We start from the raw sequence: 18,105 nt of genomic DNA on the forward strand, positions 1-18,105 counted from the left end.
GTGGTTGGTGGCCGGTCGAATCGAAATCGATGACGTCGCGCCTGTCGTCTCCGGGGGGCGGTACCCGGCCAAGGCGGTCGTCGGAGAGATCGTTCCGGTGGCGGCCACCGTCTGGCGTGAGGGCCACGAAGCGGTCGCGGCCACCCTCGTGGTGCGCTATCACGGTATGGCGTATCCCAAGCTCGCCGACGATCCGCCAGGTCTCGTGAAATCCACCGAAGCGGTGCCGATAGAGACCGTGCTCGGCACCACGCCGCGGAAGAAGCCGCAGCACCTGCCGATGTCGACCGGGCGGGAGCCCGACGTCTTTCACGGCGCGTTCACCCCCGACTGTGCTGGGCTGTGGACGTTCCGGGTGGACGGCTGGGGTGATCCGGTGGCGACCTGGCGCAAGAACGTGACCGCCAAGCTCGACGCGGGTCAGAGTGAATCCGAGCTGTCCAATGATCTGCTGGTGGGAGCCGGGCTGTTGGAACGCGCATCGACGGGTGTGCCGCGCCAGCACCGATATCCGCTCATCGAGGCCGCCGCGCGGCTGCGCGAACCCGGTGACCCGATCACCCGGGCCGGTGCCGCGCTGGCGCCCGAGGTCAGCCGCCTACTCGACGAGTATCCGCTGCGCGAGCTGGTGACCCGGGGCGAGCGGTACGGCGTCTGGGTAGACCGGCCCGAGGCGCGGTTCAGCGCGTGGTACGAGTTCTTTCCGCGCTCCACCGGCGGCTGGGATTCCAAGGGCAACCCGGTACACGGCACCTTCGCGACCGCCACCAAGGCGCTGCCCCGCATCGCCCGCATGGGTTTCGACGTCGTCTACCTTCCGCCGATCCACCCGATCGGCAAGGTGCACCGCAAGGGCCGCAACAACAGCGTCACCGCCGCTCCCAACGACGTCGGCTCGCCGTGGGCGATCGGAAGCGACGAGGGCGGTCACGACGCGGTCCACCCGGACCTGGGCACGATCGACGACTTCGACGACTTCGTGGCCGCCGCTCGCGACGACGGCATGGAGGTGGCGCTCGACCTCGCGTTGCAGTGCGCCCCCGACCATCCGTGGGCCAGGGAACACCCGGAGTGGTTCACCGTGCTCCCCGACGGCACCATCGCCTACGCCGAGAACCCGCCGAAGAAGTACCAGGACATCTACCCGCTGAACTTCGACAACGACCCGGCCGGGCTCTACGAAGAGGTGCTGCGGGTGGTTCGGCACTGGATCTCACACGGCGTCAAGATTTTCCGGGTCGACAACCCCCACACCAAGCCGCCCAACTTCTGGGCCTGGCTGATCGGCCAGGTGAAGAACGAGCATCCCGATGTGCTGTTCTTGTCGGAGGCGTTCACCCGTCCCGCACGGCTGTATGGACTGGCCAAACTCGGCTTCACCCAGTCGTATTCGTACTTCACCTGGCGCACCGCGAAATGGGAGATCACCGAGTTCGGACAACAGATCGCCGAGCACGCCGACTACGCCTGCCCGAACCTGTTCGTCAACACGCCTGACATCCTGCACGAAAGCCTGCAGCACGGCGGCCCCGGCATGTTCGCGATCCGAGCGGTGCTGGCGTCGACGATGAGTTCGGCGTGGGGTGTGTACTCGGGATTCGAACTCTACGAACACCGCCCGGTGCGGGACGGCAGCGAGGAGTACCTCAACTCCGAGAAGTACGAACTGCGGCCCCGTGACTTCGACGCCGCGCTCGCCGACGGTGAATCGCTGGAACCGTTCATCACCCGACTCAACGAGATTCGCAACCTGCATCCAGCGCTGCATCAGTTGCGCACGATCACATTCCATCACGTCGACAATGACGCACTGCTGGCCTACAGCAAGTTCGACCCCGCCACCGGAGATCAGGTGCTGGTGGTGGTCACGCTCAACCCCTTCGGGCCCGAGGAGGCCACGCTGTGGCTGGACATGCCCGCGCTCGGGATGGAGCCCTACGACCGGTTCTGGGTGCGCGACGAGATCACCGGTGACGAATACCAGTGGGGGCAGGCCAATTACGTGCGTCTCGACCCGGTGCGTGCGGTGGCACACATCATGAACATGCCGCAGGTGCCCGCCGACCAACGACTCGATCTGCTGCGTAGGGAGTGACGACATGACGCAGACCAAACAAGCGAGCAGCCCCCATCTGCGCCCGCACACCGCCGACCTCAACCGGTTGCTGGCCGGGGAGCACTATGACCCGCATTCGGTGCTCGGTGCGCACGAGTACGACGACCACACCGTGATCCGCGCCTACCGCCCCCATGCCGTCGAGGTCAACGCCCTCGTCGGTGGTGAGCGGTATGCGTTTCAGCACATCGAATCCGGGTTGTTCGCAGTGGCGCTGCCGTTCACCGAGCTGGCCGACTATCGGCTCGAAGTGCACTACCCCGAAGGGCAGATCCACACGGTGGCTGATGCGTACCGGTTCCTGCCCACGCTCGGCGAGATGGACCTGCACCTGTTCGCCGAGGGCCGTCACGAGCGACTGTGGGAGATCCTCGGCGCCCACCCCCGCCGCTACACCACCCCCGACGGGGTGGTCGAGGGAGTCTCGTTCGCGGTGTGGGCCCCGAATGCCAAGGGCGTCAGCCTGATCGGCGAGTTCAACCACTGGGACGGCAACGAAGCCCAGTTGCGGGTGCTCGGGTCGACGGGCGTGTGGGAGGTGTTCTGGCCGGGCTTCGAGATCGGCGGGTTGTACAAGTTCCGCATCCACGGCGCCGACGGTTCGGTCAGCGAGCGCGCCGACCCGATGGCGTTCGCGACGGAGGTGCCGCCGAAGACCGCCTCGAAGGTGACCCTGAGCGACTACACGTGGGCGGACGACGACTGGATGACGCGCCGCGTGGCCCAGAACCCGGTGTTCGAGCCGATGAGCACCCTCGAGGTGCATCTTATGTCGTGGCGCCCGGGGCTGAACTACCGCGAACTCGCCACTCAGCTCACCGAATACGTCGTCGAGAACGGGTTCACCCACGTCGAGCTGATGCCCGTGGCCGAGCATCCGTTCGGCGGTTCCTGGGGCTATCAGGTGACGTCCTACTACGCGCCGACGTCGCGTCTGGGCACACCCGACGAGTTCCGCCACCTCGTCGACACGCTGCACCAGGCCGGTATCGGCGTGATCATGGACTGGGTGCCCGCCCACTTCCCGAAGGACGCCTGGGCGCTCGGCCGTTTCGACGGGACCGCACTCTACGAGCACTCCGATCCTCGCCGCGGTGAGCAATTGGATTGGGGCACTTACGTCTTCGATTTCGGCCGCGCCGAGGTACGCAACTTCCTGGTGGCCAACGCGTTGTACTGGCTGCAGGAGTTTCACATCGACGGCCTGCGGGTGGATGCAGTGGCCTCGATGCTGTATCTGGACTACTCGCGCCCCGAGGGCGGGTGGACGCCGAACATCTACGGCGGCCGCGAGAACCTCGAGGCCGTGCAGTTCCTGCAGGAGATGAACGCGACCGTGCACAAGGCGGCGCCGGGCATCGTGACGATCGCCGAGGAGTCCACCTCCTGGCCCGGCGTCACCCGCCCGACGAACCTTGGCGGACTTGGCTTCTCGATGAAGTGGAACATGGGCTGGATGAACGACACGCTGGAGTTCATCAAACGCGATCCAATCCACCGCAGCTACCACCACCACGAGATCACGTTTTCGATGCTCTACGCGTTCAGCGAAAACTATGTGCTGCCGATCAGCCACGACGAGGTCGTGCACGGCAAGGGCACACTGTGGGGCCGGATGCCCGGCGACGACCACAGCAAGGCCGCCGGATTGCGCAGCCTGTTGGCGTATCAGTGGGCGCATCCGGGCAAGCAACTGCTGTTCATGGGCCAGGAGTTCGGCCAGCGCGCCGAGTGGTCCGAGGAGCGGGGCGTCGACTGGTACCAGCTCGACGAGAACGGCTTCTCGACCGGCATTCAGCGCATGGTGCACGACATGAACACCATCTACCGCAGTAGGCGGGCGCTCTGGTCGCAGGACACCCGCCCCGAGGGATACAGCTGGATCGACGCCAACGATTCGGCGAACAACGTGCTGAGTTTTCTGCGCTACGGCGACGACGGCTCCGTGCTGGCGTGCGTGTTCAACTTCTCCGGCTCCGAGCACACCCGCTATCGCCTGGGCCTACCGCACCCGGGCACCTGGCGCGAGGTGCTCAACACCGACGCCGACATCTACAACGGGTCGGGCATCGGTAACTACGGCGCGGTGCAGGCAACCGACGAGCCGTGGCACGGTCGCCCTGCCTCCGCGGTCATGGTGCTGCCCCCGCTGTCCGCGCTGTGGTTCGAGTACGTCGCCGAGTAGGGCGCTGCGGCGTCGGTCTGGTGTGCGCTCAGATCGCGATTTCGGCCGGATAGCGCTCGAAAGTCGATCTGGTTGCACACCAGAAGGTGACTAGTACAGCGCGCTGGCCAGTTTGCGCCGACCGGCGATCACTTCGGGATCGGCCGGGTCGAACAGCTCGAACAGCTCGATGAGGCGAGTGCGCACGGTGGTGCGGTCGTCGCCGGACGTCCGCTTGACCAGGTCGATCAGCCGATCAAAGGCGGCGGCGACATTCTGCTGGAGAAGCTCGACGTCGGCGGCGGCGAACGCCAGCTCGATGTCACCGGGGGACGCGTCGGCAGCGGCGACGGCGTCGGGCGCACGGGACGTGGCGCGCTGCAGGAATTCGATCTGGCGCACGGCGCCCCTGGCCTCGGCGTGACCGGGAGTGGTGTCGAGAATCGCCTGGTACGCGGTGCGCGCGGCGTCGAAGTCACCGGCATCCAGATATGAACGTGCTTGTGCGAGTTCGGGATCGACCTCCTCGGCCTCGTCTCCCTCGCCGGCGCCGGGCAATTTGCCCGCGACGGCGTTCAGCAGCGAATCGATCCAGCGGCGCAACTGTTCGGGCGGCTGCATGCCCTGAAAACTCGACAGGGGTTGGCCGGCGGCCAGCGCCACCACGGTGGGAACCGCCTGGACACCGAACATCTGCGCGACGCGGGGTACGACGTCGACGTTGACCGTCGCCAACGACCACTTGCCGCCGTCGGCCGCCGCGAGCTGGCCGAGGGCATCTCCCAACTGGACGCTGGCGTCGCTGCGGGGTGACCAGAGCAGCACCACGACGGGAACCTGGCTGGACCGGACCAGCACCTCGTTCTCGAGGTTGGCCTCGGTGACCTCAACGCCACCGGAGGGCGCCGACGAACCGCCGTCACCCGTCGGGGGCCGTTGCTTGAGGGCGGACAGATCAACCGCACCGGCCATGGAGGCCGCGATAGAAGGGCGTGGACGAGTCACGCCCATAAGTCTGTCACGTCGTTTCTGGTACCGGCTGTCGCGGTTGCGCGATGGTCGTGCCGGCCGACCGGGCTTCCATGCGGCCGGTGCGATCCACCCATACGAGGAAGAACACGCTGGCGAGCGGCACGATGCTCGCGACCATTCCGAGCAACCACGTACCGGTTCTCCACCTGAACATGACTGCCGCCACCAGTCCCAGTGCGACGAACGCCATGAAGACGGCTCCGTGGGCGGGCCCGAACACCTTGACGCCGAGCTCGGTGCGGGGCCTGCCGAGGTACTTGAAGTACATGCCGATCAGGAGCCCGACCCAGCTGACGGCCTCGAGCAAGGCGACGAAACGAAACCATCCCGCGACGTTGCGCTGGTTCAGCAGGCGAGTCATGGGCGCCATTGTGCCCGAAACATGCGTCGATTACTACAAGCCGTCGTAGGAGCTACCGCGCCCGGAGAATCAGCGCATCACCCTGGCCGCCCGCGCCGCACAGTGCCGCCACGGCGTAGCCCGACCCACGCCGGGCCAGCTCGAGAGCCGCGTGCAGGGCGATTCGGGCACCCGACATACCGATCGGATGCCCGATGGCGATGGCCCCGCCATTGACGTTGACCTTGTCCGGGTCGACGCCGAGCTCCTTCGTCGAGGCGAGCGCGACCGCGGAGAACGCCTCGTTGATCTCGATGACGTCGAGCTGATCGACCGAAATACCTTCGCGAGCAACGGCTTTCTTGACAGCGTTGGCCGGCTGCGATTGCAGGGTGGAGTCCGGGCCTGCGACGACGCCGTGCGCGCCGATCTCGCACAGCCACGAAAGCCCCAGTTCCTGCGCCTTGGCCTTGTTCATCACGACGACCGCACAGGCGCCATCGGAGATCTGCGAAGCCGAACCGGCGGTAATGGTTCCGTCCTTGCGGAATGCGGGCTTGAGACCGGCCAGCGACTCGACGGTGGTGTTGGCGCGGATGCCCTCGTCCTCGGAGAACTCCAGAGGGTCGCCCTTGCGCTGCGGGATCTGCACCGGCACCACCTCGTCGGCGTAGACGCCGTCTTTCCATGCCGCAGCCGCTTTCTGGTGCGAGCGGGCAGCGAACTCGTCCTGTTCGGCGCGGGTGAATTGGTCGACCTCGTTGCGCTGCTCGGTGAGAGCGCCCATCGGCTGGTCGGTGAAAACGTCGTGCAGACCGTCGTAGGCCATGTGGTCGAGCACGGTGACGTCGCCGTACTTGTAGCCCGACCGACTGTTCATCAGCAGGTGCGGCGCCTGTGTCATCGATTCCTGGCCCCCGGCCACGACGACGTCGAACTCACCGGCGCGGATCAACTGGTCGGCCAGCGCGATCGCGTCGATACCCGACAGGCACATCTTGTTGATGGTCAGCGCGGGAACATCCCAGCCGATGCCCGCCGCGACCGCCGCCTGCCGGGCCGGCATCTGCCCGGCGCCCGCGGTCAGCACCTGGCCCATGATCACGTATTCGACCGCCGATGCGGGGAGCTTGGCCTTCTCCAGCGCCCCCTTGATCGCGATCGCGCCGAGGTCGCTGCCGGAGAAGTCCTTCAGCGAGCCCATCAGCTTGCCGACCGGTGTGCGCGCCCCGGCAACGATCACCGACGTGGTCATTTACTACCTCCAAAAAGTGGGTATAGCGATATGTGTTCCATGACACATTCCGCAAACATCTGTCTCAAGGTTACCGTTACGTTATGACCACCGAACACGTAGACGCACGTCCGGCGCTCGCGAGCGCGCTCGTGACGGCGATCGATCACGTGGGGATCGCAGTGCCGGACCTCGATGCGGCGATCAAGTGGTACCACGACCATCTCGGAATGATCGTCCTTCACGAAGAGGTCAACGAGGATCAGGGCGTGCGCGAGGCGATGCTCTCGGTGCGCGGGGCCCCCATCGGCAGCGCGCAGATCCAGTTGATGGCGCCCCTGGACGAGACCTCGACGATCGCCAAGTTCCTGGACAAGCGCGGCCCCGGTCTTCAGCAGCTGGCCTACCGCGTCAGCGACATCGACGCACTCAGCGAGCGCCTGCGCGCCGACGGGGTGCGGCTGCTCTACGACGCGCCGCGCCGCGGCACCGCCAACTCGCGGATCAACTTCATCCATCCCAAGGACGCCGGCGGCGTGCTCGTCGAGCTGGTCGAGCCGGCCTCCGAAGCATCCGACCACTAGGACCACTTGCGAGTCGGGCCGCGCGTAGCCCGGTGAGTCCAGCACGGCGTGTGCCAGTGTCGACGGTCATCGACCGCCCGCTCCCCCATATCGGCCGGGAACACCACGACATGTGCTGTCCCAGGCCGGATTTCGTGGTCACACCCCGGGCATCGGTACGTCTTGGTCGCACGCGCCGCCGCGATCGGGCGCACCTCGTAGTCGTAGCCGTCCGGCCCAGTTTCGACACGGCGGGACGCATCCAACGGCGGTGGCGGACGTTCCGGCCGCCGACGAGAACGCTTGCGAGCCATCAGAACAGCCGGAACTCGTCGCTGTCCATGCCGCGCATCTTGTCGTAGTCGAGCGTGACGCAGCGGATACCGCGGTCGGTGGCCAGGGTTCGGGCCTGCGGCTTGATCTGCTGGGCGGCGAAGATGCCGGTGACCGGCGCCAGCAGGCTGTCACGGTTGAGCAGTTCGAGATAGCGGGTGAGCTGTTCGACTCCGTCGATCTCGCCGCGGCGCTTGATCTCGACCGCGACCGACCCGCCATTCGGGTCGCGGCACAACAGGTCGACCGGGCCGATCGCGGTCATGTACTCGCGTCGCACCAGCGTGTAACCCGTCCCGAGCAGCTCCACGTGCTCGGCCAGCAGCTGTTGAAGGTGCGCTTCGACACCGTCCTTGACCAGACCGGGGTCGACGCCGAGTTCGTGGCTGGAGTCGTGTTCGATGTCTTCGACGGTGATCCGCAACTGCTCACCGGCCTTGTTCTCGACCACCCACACAGGCGTCGGCCCGGAGGTGTCCTCGGTGAGGCGACACGGCGGGCTCATCCAGTTCAACGGCTTGTACGCACGGTCGTCGGCGTGCACGCTCACCGAACCGTCCGCCTTGATCAGAAGCAGCCGCCGTGCGGAAGGCAGGTGCGCGGTCAGGCGTCCGACGTAGTCCACGGTGCACTGGGCGATCACGAGACGCACCCGACCACCTTAGGCGGCCGCCCGGCAATTTAGGCTGAGGGCACAATGACCGCCACCAGGAGCGTCGCACATCGGCTGGGTCGCGTCCTGGAGAGGCTGACCCGCCAGAGCGGGCGGCTGGGCACCCCGGAGTTCGGGTCGTGGCTGCTCGGCAAACCGGAGGAAAGCCAGCAGCGCCGACGCATCCGCATCCAGGTGATCCTCACCTTCTTCATCCTGTTCACCAACTTCCTCGGCATCGCCGTATCGCTGCTGCTCAACGCAGTCGCCATCCCGGTGCCCAGTGTTTTCACCGACGCACCTCGCTGGCTGACCTGGGGTGTCGTACCCGCCTACATGCTCGTGGCTCTGGTCTTCGGCACCGCGTGGATCACTTCGCGGACCGTCAACTCTCTGCGATGGGCCATCGAGGAGCGCACCCCCACCCAGGTCGACCAACGCAACGTGTTCCTCGCTCCGTGGCGAGTGGCCAAAAAACTCCTCCTGCTGTGGGGCATCGGCATGGTGCTGTTCACCGTGCTGTACGGCATGCAGAACTCGGCCTTCATCCCCCGGTTCCTGCTCGCGGTGGGCTTCCCCGGCATTGTGGTGGCGACCGCCTGTTACATGATCACCGAGTTCGCTCTCCGGCCGATCGCCGCCCAGGCGCTCGAGGCCGGTCGTCCACCACGCCGGTTGGCGCACGGAGTCATGGGCCGCACCATGACCGTCTGGCTGCTCAGTTCCGGAGTGCCGGTGCTCGGCATCCTTCTGCTTGCGGTGTTCGCCCTGTCGCTGCGGAACCTCACCGCGACGCAGTTCGCGGTAGCCGTGATGATCATCGCGGTCATCGCCCTGGCCTTCGGCTTGATCCTGATGTGGCTGTTGTCGTGGCTCATCGCCACCCCGGTCCGGGTCGTGCGCTCGGCTCTCAAGCATGTCGAAGAAGGCGACCTGGACTGCAATCTCGTCGTCTTCGACGGCACCGAACTCGGTGAGTTGCAGCGCGGATTCAACTCGATGGTGCAGGGGCTCAAAGAACGTGAACGCCTGCGGGACATCTTCGGCCGCCACGTCGGTCGCGAGGTCGCCGCCGAGGCGGAGAAGCAGCGGCCCAAACTCGGCGGTGAAGAGCGGCACGTCGCGGTGATCTTCGTCGACATCATCGGATCGACGAAGTTGGTCACCGCCAAGCGCGCCACGGAGGTCGTCGAGCTGCTCAACCGGTTCTTCGCGGTGGTCGTCGAGGAGGTCGATCGCCACCACGGCTTCGTCAACAAGTTCGAGGGTGATGGTGCGCTCGCGGTGTTCGGCGCTCCTGTGCGCCTCGAGAACCCGGAGGATTCGGCACTGGCCGCCGCGCGGGCGATCGCGCGGCGCATCCATGAGGAGGTGCCCGAGTTCGACGCCGGCATCGGCGTGGCGGCCGGTGAGGCGGTGGCGGGCAACGTCGGCGCACGGGAACGCTTCGAGTACACCGTGATCGGCGAACCCGTCAACGAAGCGGCACGGCTGTGCGAACTGGCCAAGGAGACTCCCGGCCATGTGTTGGCCAGCTCCGACGCTGTGCGCGGCGCGGGCGAAGACGAGTGTGCCCGTTGGCAATTGGGCGACGAGGTGACGCTGCGCGGACACCACGAGCCGACGAGGTTGGCCCTACCGGTCTGACCCGTCTGACCTCCGCAAAAAACCGTCGGCTGCGCTCAGCGCGTCCCCCAGCATCCCGAATACCCTGGCGTCGTTGCCCTCGGTGTGGCGCGGCGTCAGAACCTCGTCGGGATCGACCACGTACCCCTCTTTGCCCACGGCGACGAGCGACTCGCGCATGCCCGCGAACATGCGACGTGCGGCGTCATCGATGTCGTCAATGCGTGACAACTCGAGAATGGCGACATCGTACGCGTCGCGCTCGTAGCCGACCCTGCGCAGCACCTGCTCGGCTCCGGCGAACAACAGATCGCCGTGCAGCTCGAAAACCCGGACGCCAGGCCGGGCGTCGTACGTGTTTCGGATCGTCGACCGAGACTCTCGGGTGTGGGACAGAAAATGCAGCCCGAGGTCCGCCGACAGACTGCGGCACACCTCGACGCCTCGCACGCTGTTGCCCTTGGTGTCCAACAGTGGTGAGTAAACGCCGATTCCGAGCTGACCGGGCAGCACCGCCGCAATGCCGCCGCCGACACCGCTCTTGGCGGGCATGCCGACCGCGCTCACCCAATCTCCCGCCGCGTCGTACATACCGCACGTGACCATCACGCTCAGGGTGCGCTGCACGACCGCCGCGGTGGCGACCCGCCGTCCCCCCATCGGCTCGACACCCCCGCGGGCGAGGGTGGCGGCCATCTTGGCCAGATCGGTGCTCGTCACCTTGATCGAGCACTGCCGGATGTAGACGTCGAGAATCTCGTCGGGATCGCCGTCGAGCACGCCGAAACTCTGCAGCATGTAGGCGATCGCGCGGTTGCGACTGCCGCTCGCCTGCTCGGAGGCGTAGACGTCGTGATCGAATGCCAGTTCGCGGCCCGCGAACGTCGAATAGAACTCGTGGATCCGGTTGAACCGGTCATCGGCCGTGACACCGGGCACCAGGGAGACCGCGGCGATCGCACCGGCGTTGATCATCGGGTTCTTCGGTGTCTTGGTGCGTTCGTCGACGCTGATTTCGTTGAACGGCTCGCCGGAGGGTTCCACGCCGATCTTGGCATCGACGGCGTCCATGCCGAGGCGCTCGAGCGCAAGCGCATAGGTGAACGGCTTGGACACCGACTGGATCGTGAATTCGATTGCCGTGTCGCCGGATTCGTAGACATAACCGTCGGCCATCGACAAGGACAGCCCGAATCCGGTGGGGTCGACGCTTCTCAATTCGGGGATATAGTCGGCCAGGGCGCCTTCGTCGTTGTCGGCGTGGTGTGCCCGAATCTGGTCCAGGAACCGCTGTACCAGTTCGGCCATCTCTCGATCCTAGGCCGGTACCCAGTTTCCGTGGAAGCCGGCGGGCACGCGGTGCGGCAACTTGATGATCGCGACGTCCTCCAGGGTCTGCGCGTCGAGCAGCGCCAGCTCGCTGCGGTCGGTCCGACGGTCGTAGACGTAACCCATCAACACGCCGTCGTCCTCTGCCGCATCCGCTGACGATGGCTCGAAGACGAACTCGCCGAGCACCTTTCCGTCACTGAAGGACCGGGATTCGCTTGCCCCACCGACGAAGTCATGCTTGAGCAGGACATCGCCCCCCTCCGCCTGGCCGACACAAGGCGCGTACCCGTAGCGGTGACGCTTGCCGACGCGGCGTTCATCGACGCGCGGGAACTCCTGCCCGCGATCGTCGATGCGCGATTCGCGGACCTTGCCGTCGGCGAGATCGACCGTCCAGCGGTCGAGCGTCGGGGGGCCCTCGTCGGGCCCCAGGTGGTTGGTGTCGAACATCTTCGGGTGCCGCACGACGTCGAGCACGATGGTGCCCTCGTCGTCGTAGGCGTTCATCGGATGGAACACGTAGCAGGGCTCGACGTCGAACCAGCGCACGTCGGCATTGGTTCCGTCACGTGGCATCACGCCGACCCGCGCGGGATACCGCGGGTTCCACGAGTACGGGAACCGACGATCGGTTGTGTCACCCCGCGGTTGTCGCGCAGTGATCGGGTCAGGGACCCGCACCCGACCGATGAGGGACGACAACACGAGCCGGGAGATCGAGCGAAGACCGCGCGGAACCGTCATCTCCACCGCCATGTGGACGTCGAACGTCACCGGTAGGTCGTAGAACACGACGTGGTTTTCCGTGAGTGAGAAGTCGTGCATCATCGGGCTGCCCGCGACCTCGACATCGACCGTGCGTCGCGCTCGCCCGTCGGCGCCGATCACCGAGTACTGCACGGTGTTGCCGCGGTACATGCTGTACGAGACGGCGTGCAATTCACCGGTGTCCGGGTCACGCTTGGGATGCGCGGTGTAACCGCCGGTCAGAGTCCCGTCGAAATCGCACGCGCCGAGGGTGTCCAGCTCGTCGGTGAGTTCGACGTTTGTCACGCCTGATTCGATCAGCGCCAGTGTCTTACCGGCGTGACCGATGACGTTGGTGTTGGCACCGATTCCCGAGATCGGAAAGTGACCCTTCGGCGGTGACTCTCCCAATGCTCTGGCAGTCTGCGGGCCACGGACCCACCGGTTGCGATACCACTCCGCCCTGCCGTCGCGGATCCGGATGCCGTGCACCATTCCGTCTCCGGTGAACCAGTGATACAGCTCGGGGTCGACCTCTCCGATCGGATTCGGTCCATTGCGCAGATAACGGCCGTCGAGGTGATCGGGGATCGTTCCGATGACCTCCAGGTCGGTCAGCGTGTGTTCTTCGTGGATCGGCGCGAAGGCGCCTTCGAGGTAACGGTTTGTCATCGGGACTTCCTATAACGGTGTTATGACGTGCCATGTATAACACCGTTATGGCACCATGGCAAGGGTGAGCGCCGCTCGAGACAAACTGGTCGAGGCCGGCATCCGCATCCTCGAGCGCGACGGCCTGGCCGCCCTCAGCGCGCGCAGGCTCGCCGCCGAAACCGGAAGCTCGACGATGGCGGTGTACACGCACTTCCGTGGCATGTCGAATCTGATCGACGCGATCGCCGGCGAGTCGTTCGCCCGCTTCACCCGGGCGCTGACCGAGGTGAGCGCGACTGAGGATCCGGTCGCCGACTTCTTCGTGATGGGCGCCCGTTACCGGGAATTCGCGCTGCAGAACCCGCAGCGCTACCAGATGATGTTCGGCACCGCGGCCGAGTCGTTGAACCGGTACCACGCCGACCTCACGGTCACCGGCAGTGCCAGCGCCCGAAGCGAGTGGGCGGTGTCATTCGACGCACTGCTGAGCGGCGTGCGCCGGATGATCGCGGCCGGGCGCATCCGCGACGACGGTGAGGCGGCCATCGCGGGGCGGCTGTGGAGCATCAGCCACGGTGCGGTGTTGTTGGAGATCGCGGGGTTCTTCGGCCACGAGGGGCACGGGCTGACGCAGATACTCGCTCCGTTGACCGTTGATGCGCTGGTCGGGATGGGCGACGAGCGGGACCGCACGATGCAGTCGTTGTCGGCCGCACTGACGACGCTGTCGGGGTCCTAGACGCTCCCATCCGAAAACTGAAAGCCGCAACCGGATCTCACGTGAGCCGTTCGAGCTCGATCGGCAAGATGTCGGCCGGTGTGGGTCCCGTCCCCCATGTGAGCGGGACGCGGTAGCCGTCGGGCACTCTCCAGCGGAACTGGCGCACCAGCTTGTGCATGACCGTCTTGACCGTCATGTCGGCGAACTGCTGGCCGATGCACTTGTGGGCACCGCCGCCGAAGGGGGCGAACGCATAGCGGTTGATCGCGGCCCGGTTGGTGGCATCGCTGAATCGCGACGGGTCGAAGGTGTCGGGGGCGGGCCACCAGTCGGACAGCCGCATTGAGGCGTGCACACTGATCGCGATCTGGGCCCTGCGGGGTATGAAGTGCCCGCAGATCGCGGTGTCGCGGATCGCTTGGCGGAACAGGGTTCCCGCTGGGGCATACATGCGCAACACCTCCTTGAACGCGGCGTCGAGCAACGGAAAACCCTCGAGGTCGTCGAGGGAGGGCGAGTCGATGGGACGATCGACGGCTTCTTCTCGAAGTACGTTCTGCCAGCGGATGTTTCGCCCCAGCTCGTAGACGAGCATCGACAGGGCGATGGCCGTGGTGTCGTGCGCGGCCATCAGCAGGAAGATCATGTGGTTGACGACGTCGGCATCGGTGAAGCGTTGGCCGTCGTCGGATTCGCTGCGGCACAGCATCGAGAACAGATCGGTGCCCTCGCCCGCACGGCGGTCTGAGATCTGCCTGCCGAAGTAACGCTCGAGGCGTTCCCGCGCCCGCAATCCGCGCGCCCACGTGCCGCCGGGCACGTCCGCCCGGACGATGGCCTGACCGCCGTGCACGGTGTCGTGAAAATCGCGGATGAGTTGGTCGGACTCCACGCCGAGTTCGGTTCCGACGAACACCTCGGCGGCCTGTTGCAGCAGCATTTGCTTGATCGACGGATACATCGGAAACCGCGTTGCCGGTTGCCATGTCGCCAGCGCGCGGTCGATGCCGTCGGCAGTGTCGGTGAGATACGTGTTGAGCGCGGTGCGCGTGAACGCCCGCTGCATGATGCGCCGGTGGTCGCGGTGTTCCTCGAAATCCAACAGCATGATACCGCGATGGAAGAAGGGCCCGATCACCGGTTGCCATCCGCGGGTACTCGACAGCGCCTTGTCCCGGTTGACCCACGCCGCCTCGAGCGCTTCGGGTCCCATCAGCGCAACGACGCGAAACCCCACGCCACCGGCCCAAGACACGGGGCCGTACTTCGCATAGCGGCGCCGCGCGAACTCCAACGGGTCAGCGAGCGAAGCCAGGACATGGCCGAGATAGGGCACACCGTAGTTGCCCATCACGGGTGCCAGCCCGGAGCCGGCCGGTGGATTCGCCAGTGGACGGTCGGGACTCGGCCATCGGTCAGCGATCGACGCGCCGAGTCCGGAAAGCCGTTGTCGCGCCTCGGCCACTGAGCTTGGCGGTGCGACGGCGTCCACGAGGTTGATCATCGGCTGAACCCTTCGTCGACCATCTGGTACGTAACCGTGCCCGTCTCGGCGAAGTTCTGTCAACGTTCTCAACCGTGATCGGCAGGGTGCGAGGAAGCGACCACGGGGACGACGGGTGACGGCGCCGCCGCCGTCGCGTGAGCGCGCCTGGCGATCACGGCGTAAGAGTCTCGGTTCAGCTGTCGGCGTGCCCCACTTCGGCGGGCAGCGGTGGCGGCAGCGGCTTTTGCGATGTCGTCGGTGTCGAGCCGGCGGCGGGCGGCGACATCCCCGGGCTCGACGCGGAGACCTCGTGGAAATCCAGCATCGCCTCGTCGCGGATGACCCGCGAACCTTCCGCCAGGATCAGCGACTCCTCGGAGATGGTGTAGGTGATCCCGTCGTTGTCCACCGTGAACGTGTCTCCGGATTTCGAGGCGGTTTTGATGAGTTTCGCGCCGTCGCGCACCCGTACCCCGCGGTATTCGTATGCACCGTCGGGCGTCTTGCATACCGCCACGCGCGAGGTGGCGGTGCTGCCGAACATCACCGCCGTGGAGGGCGCCGAGCAGCGCGCGGTCGAGTCGACGTAGCCCCACGAATCCGTGGCCGGCGCCGCGACGGCCGACGGCAAGGCGAACACAGCCGCGGCCGAGCATGCGGCCACCGCACCGCCGAGAAACCAGGTCCGTTCCGACATCACTTCCACGACACCACGAGATCGGTCACTGCGCACTTAACATCGGCGAGCGTCTACGAATCGTTAACACGCCGAAACCGGCCCGTTAGCTGGCGTGCATCGCACCGGAAGTGTGCCGGTCATCTACACCTCTGACCTTCACGCCGTGTCACCGACCCGCGTCGCGGACAGCTACTCCGTCGTCATGCGGTCTCATCCCACGAGCCTGCTGCTGGCTGGGGCCTCCGACGACCATGTCGGTTTTCCGCCAGTCTTGTCGGTGACCGCGTGTAATTGTGAGAGACATGCATGACGATTTCGACCGCTGTTATCGGGCCGTCCAGTCCAAGGACGCTCGGTTCGACGGATGGTTCGTCACCGCCGTGCTGACCACCAAGATCTACTGCCGGCCGAGCTGCCCGGTCCGTCCGCCGTACGCCCGCAACATGCGGTTCTATCCGACCGCGGCAGCTGCTCAGAAGGCCGGCTTCCGCGCGTGTAAGCGCTGCAGGCCCGACGCCTCCCCCGGGTCACCGGAGTGGAACGTGCGCGGCGATGTCGTTGCGCGCGCCATGCGGCTGATCGCCGACGGCATCGTCGACCGCGACGGTGTCACCGGGTTGGCCGCCAAGCTCGGATACACCACCCGCCAGCTAGAGCGGCTGTTGCAGGCCGAAGTCGGTGCCAACCCACTCGCGTTGGCGAGGGCACAGCGATCGCAGACAGCGCGCGTGCTCATCGAGACCACCGAATTGCCGTTCAGCGACGTGGCTTTCGCAGCTGGTTTCTCCAGCATCCGCCAGTTCAACGACACCGTTCGATCCGTGTACGACCTTCCTCCAACCGCGTTGCGCCAACGCGCGCGAGCGCGGTTCGGTGCAAGCGACGGCGGTGGCGGGGCGATCTCTCTGCGGTTGCCCGTACGTACCCCGTTCGCGTACGAGGGATTGTTCGGTCACCTGGCGGCCAGTGCGGTACCCGGCGTCGAGGAGGTGCGCGACGGTGCCTACCGGCGCACGGTACGCCTGCCCAGCGGGAGTGGAATCGTCTCGCTCACACCGCAACCGGATCATGTGCAATGCAGCGTCGTACTCGACGATTTCCGGGACCTCGCCACGGCCATCGCCCGCTGCCGACGGCTGCTCGACCTCGACGCGGATCCCGAGGCGGTCGTCGATGCGCTCGGCGCCGATGCCGACTTGAGCGCCCTGGTGGCCAAGGCCCCGGGGCAGCGAATCCCACGTACGGTCGACGAACACGAACTTGCCGTGCGGGCCGTGCTCGGCCAGCAGGTGTCGGTGAAGGCAGCGCGCACGCATGCCGGCCGGATCGCATCCGCGTACGGCCAACCGATCACCGATCTGGATGGCGTTCTGACACATGTGTTTCCGACTGTCGAGCATCTCACCGAGATCGATCCCGCCCGTTTGGCATTCCCGAAATCCAGACAACGTTCCTTGACGTCTCTGATCCAAGCCCTCGCCGACGGCGATCTGGTGTTGGATGCGGGCTGCGATTGGGACAGCGCACGTGAGCAGCTGCAGGCATTACCGGGAATCGGCCCGTGGACCGCGGAGATCATTGCCATGCGCGGCCTGGGAGATCCCGACGCATTTCCGGTGACAGATCTTGGCGTGCGCGTTGCCGCCGAACAACTGGGGCTGCCCACCGATGCGCGTCTGCTCACCGAGCACAGCGTCCGTTGGCGACCGTGGCGTTCGTACGTCACACAGCATCTGTGGACGGCCCTCGATCATGCGGTCAATGTGTGGCCGCCGAAGGAGAAGTGATGACAGGTCTGCACTTTCGCTCAATGGAGAGCCCGGTCGGTGAATTGACGTTGGCAGGTCGGAACGGTCGGCTGATGCACCTGCGAATGGTCGACCAGACGTATGAACCGAGCCGGGAAGGGTGGGAACCCGATGCCGGCGCATTTCCGGACGCGGTCGAACAGCTCGAGGCGTACTTCGCCGGTGAACTCACCGAGTTCGATCTCGAGCTCGACATGGTCGGTACGACGTTTCAAAAGAAGGTCTGGGCAGCGTTGCTGACCATTCCCTACGGGGCAACACGGTCATACGGTGAGATCGCCCGCCAGATCGGTGCACCCGGTGCGTTCCGGGCCGTCGGATTGGCCAACGGGCACAACCCGATTGGAATCGTCGTGCCGTGCCACCGGGTGATCGGCGCCAACGGCAGCCTCACCGGTTACGGCGGTGGCCTCGACAGGAAGAGGGCATTGCTCGAGATGGAGAAGAGCCGGGTCTCGCCCGCGCTGAGGTTATTCGAGTGATTCGACCCGAAAGCACAAATGCCTGTGGCCCCCAATCGAATTGGGGGCCACAGGGCTTAATGTGTGTTCGGCGGTGTCCTACTTTTCCGCCCGGGTTGGGCAGTATCATTGGCGCTGGCAGGCTTAGCTTCCGGGT

At 66.0% G+C, this 18,105-nt stretch carries 16 protein-coding genes; 7 read left to right on the plus strand and 9 right to left on the minus strand.

The genetic code is table 11. The annotated features are described in order from the left end of the window. The first annotated feature begins 7 nt into the window (after positions 1 to 7). Together AU193_RS22525 and glgB are read left to right on the plus strand one after the other, a co-directional pair. Positions 8 to 2,095, plus strand: coding sequence for an alpha-1,4-glucan--maltose-1-phosphate maltosyltransferase (locus tag AU193_RS22525; RefSeq protein ID WP_156425330.1), 2,088 nt, complete (start codon positions 8 to 10; stop codon positions 2,093 to 2,095). Positions 2,096 to 2,099: 4 nt separating this feature from the next. Then, on the plus strand, positions 2,100 to 4,301 hold the full coding sequence (gene glgB, locus AU193_RS22530; protein ID WP_064424598.1) for a 1,4-alpha-glucan branching protein GlgB: 2,202 nt from the start codon (positions 2,100 to 2,102) through the stop codon (positions 4,299 to 4,301). Positions 4,302 to 4,391: 90 nt separating this feature from the next. Here glgB and AU193_RS22535 read toward each other — a convergent pair whose 3' ends face one another. From AU193_RS22535 to AU193_RS22545, 3 genes are read right to left on the minus strand one after another with little or no spacing between them, the layout of a single operon-like run. After that, on the minus strand, positions 4,392 to 5,285 hold the full coding sequence (locus tag AU193_RS22535) for a tetratricopeptide repeat protein (RefSeq protein ID WP_172798392.1): 894 nt from the start codon (positions 5,283 to 5,285) through the stop codon (positions 4,392 to 4,394). Between the two features lie 13 nt (positions 5,286 to 5,298). Continuing rightward, a complete protein-coding gene (locus AU193_RS22540) occupies positions 5,299 to 5,682 on the minus strand; it encodes a DUF3817 domain-containing protein (RefSeq protein WP_064424600.1) in 384 nt (127 codons plus the stop codon). Between the two features lie 43 nt (positions 5,683 to 5,725). Continuing rightward, a complete protein-coding gene (locus AU193_RS22545) occupies positions 5,726 to 6,907 on the minus strand; it encodes an acetyl-CoA C-acetyltransferase (RefSeq protein WP_064424601.1) in 1,182 nt (393 codons plus the stop codon). 83 nt (positions 6,908 to 6,990) lie between these two features. On the opposite strand from AU193_RS22545, the gene mce reads away from it, so the two are divergent. Beyond that, positions 6,991 to 7,470 (plus strand): methylmalonyl-CoA epimerase, encoded by a 480-nt coding sequence (mce, locus tag AU193_RS22550; RefSeq protein WP_064424602.1) that lies wholly within the window; start codon positions 6,991 to 6,993, stop codon positions 7,468 to 7,470. Here the strand turns inward: mce and AU193_RS23710 are convergent. Together AU193_RS23710 and nucS are read right to left on the minus strand one after the other, a co-directional pair. Beyond that, positions 7,467 to 7,763, minus strand: a complete 297-nt coding sequence (locus AU193_RS23710; protein WP_082683108.1) for a hypothetical protein — start codon at positions 7,761 to 7,763, stop codon at positions 7,467 to 7,469. The two genes, mce and AU193_RS23710, sit on opposite strands and share 4 nt — an antisense overlap. Continuing rightward, positions 7,763 to 8,434, minus strand: a complete 672-nt coding sequence (nucS, locus tag AU193_RS22555; RefSeq protein ID WP_064424603.1) for an endonuclease NucS — start codon at positions 8,432 to 8,434, stop codon at positions 7,763 to 7,765. Before nucS ends, AU193_RS23710 begins: the two co-directional genes overlap by 1 nt. 45 nt (positions 8,435 to 8,479) lie before the next feature. Between nucS and AU193_RS22560 the strand changes: the two genes are divergently transcribed. Beyond that, positions 8,480 to 10,081, plus strand: coding sequence for an adenylate/guanylate cyclase domain-containing protein (locus AU193_RS22560; RefSeq protein ID WP_064424604.1), 1,602 nt, complete (start codon positions 8,480 to 8,482; stop codon positions 10,079 to 10,081). Here the strand turns inward: AU193_RS22560 and glsA are convergent. Next, positions 10,070 to 11,368: a glutaminase A gene (glsA, locus tag AU193_RS22565; protein WP_064424605.1), complete on the minus strand. Its 1,299-nt coding sequence runs from the start codon at positions 11,366 to 11,368 to the stop codon at positions 10,070 to 10,072. The two genes, AU193_RS22560 and glsA, sit on opposite strands and share 12 nt — an antisense overlap. A gap of 9 nt (positions 11,369 to 11,377) precedes the next feature. Continuing rightward, positions 11,378 to 12,811: a carotenoid oxygenase family protein gene (locus tag AU193_RS22570; protein ID WP_064424606.1), complete on the minus strand. Its 1,434-nt coding sequence runs from the start codon at positions 12,809 to 12,811 to the stop codon at positions 11,378 to 11,380. Between the two features lie 64 nt (positions 12,812 to 12,875). Between AU193_RS22570 and AU193_RS22575 the strand changes: the two genes are divergently transcribed. Further along, the gene (locus tag AU193_RS22575; RefSeq protein WP_253868021.1) at positions 12,876 to 13,532 is read left to right on the plus strand and encodes a TetR/AcrR family transcriptional regulator; all 657 of its coding nucleotides are present in this window, start codon (positions 12,876 to 12,878) and stop codon (positions 13,530 to 13,532) included. 37 nt (positions 13,533 to 13,569) lie between these two features. Here AU193_RS22575 and AU193_RS22580 read toward each other — a convergent pair whose 3' ends face one another. Together AU193_RS22580 and AU193_RS22585 are read right to left on the minus strand one after the other, a co-directional pair. Then, entirely contained in the window at positions 13,570 to 15,018 is a 1,449-nt protein-coding gene (locus tag AU193_RS22580; protein WP_064424608.1) for a cytochrome P450, read from the minus strand. 175 nt (positions 15,019 to 15,193) lie between these two features. Further along, positions 15,194 to 15,697: a hypothetical protein gene (locus AU193_RS22585; RefSeq protein WP_064424629.1), complete on the minus strand. Its 504-nt coding sequence runs from the start codon at positions 15,695 to 15,697 to the stop codon at positions 15,194 to 15,196. A 284-nt stretch (positions 15,698 to 15,981) separates the two neighbouring features. Here AU193_RS22585 and AU193_RS22590 point away from each other — a divergent pair, with 284 nt between their 5' ends. Next, the gene (locus AU193_RS22590; RefSeq protein WP_064424609.1) at positions 15,982 to 17,466 is read left to right on the plus strand and encodes a DNA-3-methyladenine glycosylase 2 family protein; all 1,485 of its coding nucleotides are present in this window, start codon (positions 15,982 to 15,984) and stop codon (positions 17,464 to 17,466) included. Further along, entirely contained in the window at positions 17,466 to 17,969 is a 504-nt protein-coding gene (locus tag AU193_RS22595; RefSeq protein ID WP_064424630.1) for a methylated-DNA--[protein]-cysteine S-methyltransferase, read from the plus strand. Before AU193_RS22590 ends, AU193_RS22595 begins: the two co-directional genes overlap by 1 nt. Positions 17,970 to 18,105: the final 136 nt, after the last annotated feature.

This window comes from Mycobacterium sp. GA-1285 (genome assembly GCF_001499905.1).
Lineage (GTDB): Bacteria > Actinomycetota > Actinomycetes > Mycobacteriales > Mycobacteriaceae > Mycobacterium.

What these genes read in the sequence shown, in the direction of transcription:
- glgB (WP_064424598.1), top strand. Translation starts at nt 2,100, where the DNA reads ATGACGCAGACCAAACAAGCGAGCAGCCCCCATCTGCGCCCGCACACC.
- AU193_RS22540 (WP_064424600.1), bottom strand. Translation starts at nt 5,682, where the DNA reads ATGGCGCCCATGACTCGCCTGCTGAACCAGCGCAACGTCGCGGGATGG.
- AU193_RS22545 (WP_064424601.1), bottom strand. Translation starts at nt 6,907, where the DNA reads ATGACCACGTCGGTGATCGTTGCCGGGGCGCGCACACCGGTCGGCAAG.
- mce (WP_064424602.1), top strand. Translation starts at nt 6,991, where the DNA reads ATGACCACCGAACACGTAGACGCACGTCCGGCGCTCGCGAGCGCGCTC.
- AU193_RS23710 (WP_082683108.1), bottom strand. Translation starts at nt 7,763, where the DNA reads ATGGCTCGCAAGCGTTCTCGTCGGCGGCCGGAACGTCCGCCACCGCCG.
- AU193_RS22560 (WP_064424604.1), top strand. Translation starts at nt 8,480, where the DNA reads ATGACCGCCACCAGGAGCGTCGCACATCGGCTGGGTCGCGTCCTGGAG.
- glsA (WP_064424605.1), bottom strand. Translation starts at nt 11,368, where the DNA reads ATGGCCGAACTGGTACAGCGGTTCCTGGACCAGATTCGGGCACACCAC.
- AU193_RS22570 (WP_064424606.1), bottom strand. Translation starts at nt 12,811, where the DNA reads ATGACAAACCGTTACCTCGAAGGCGCCTTCGCGCCGATCCACGAAGAA.
- AU193_RS22580 (WP_064424608.1), bottom strand. Translation starts at nt 15,018, where the DNA reads ATGATCAACCTCGTGGACGCCGTCGCACCGCCAAGCTCAGTGGCCGAG.
- AU193_RS22585 (WP_064424629.1), bottom strand. Translation starts at nt 15,697, where the DNA reads ATGTCGGAACGGACCTGGTTTCTCGGCGGTGCGGTGGCCGCATGCTCG.
- AU193_RS22590 (WP_064424609.1), top strand. Translation starts at nt 15,982, where the DNA reads ATGCATGACGATTTCGACCGCTGTTATCGGGCCGTCCAGTCCAAGGAC.
- AU193_RS22595 (WP_064424630.1), top strand. Translation starts at nt 17,466, where the DNA reads ATGACAGGTCTGCACTTTCGCTCAATGGAGAGCCCGGTCGGTGAATTG.